Origin of the sequence: Blastomonas sp. CCH1-A6, from assembly GCF_001556365.1 — a bacterium.
In the GTDB taxonomy this organism is placed as follows: Bacteria; Pseudomonadota; Alphaproteobacteria; order Sphingomonadales; family Sphingomonadaceae; genus Blastomonas; species Blastomonas ursincola.
The window spans coordinates 1-267 of record NZ_LSIS01000401.1 but is presented as its reverse complement, the minus strand read 5'-3'; the positions used below and the strand labels follow the sequence as shown (position 1 = coordinate 267).

The 267-nt window shown below is 71.5% G+C and carries 1 protein-coding gene; it reads left to right on the top strand.

All coding sequences use genetic code 11. From position 1 onward, the window contains the following. Nucleotides 1-267, top strand: a 267-nt coding sequence (locus AX735_RS18475) for a helicase HerA-like domain-containing protein (RefSeq protein WP_156447543.1), incomplete at both ends; no start/stop codon positions are given.

The following is a 267-nucleotide window of genomic DNA, read 5'->3' as shown; positions in this document are numbered from 1 at the left end:
CCCGCCGCGCTCGCGGCTGGGGCCGCTGACGCCCAAGGAGCGCGCGATCATCCAGTCGGTCTCGCCGCACGACGGCAAGTATGACACGCGCGTGGAGCGCGAGTCGGCGATGGAGGTGCTGGCGCACAAGGCTGCCGATGCCGCTGCCGTGGCCGAGGAGGTCGAGGCCAAGGGCAAAGAAGAGGTCGCAAAGCAGCCGCGCAAGACGACATCGGTCTGGGCCAAGGCAGGCAATGCGGCGGCAGGCGCAGCGGCGGCTTCGGCGGG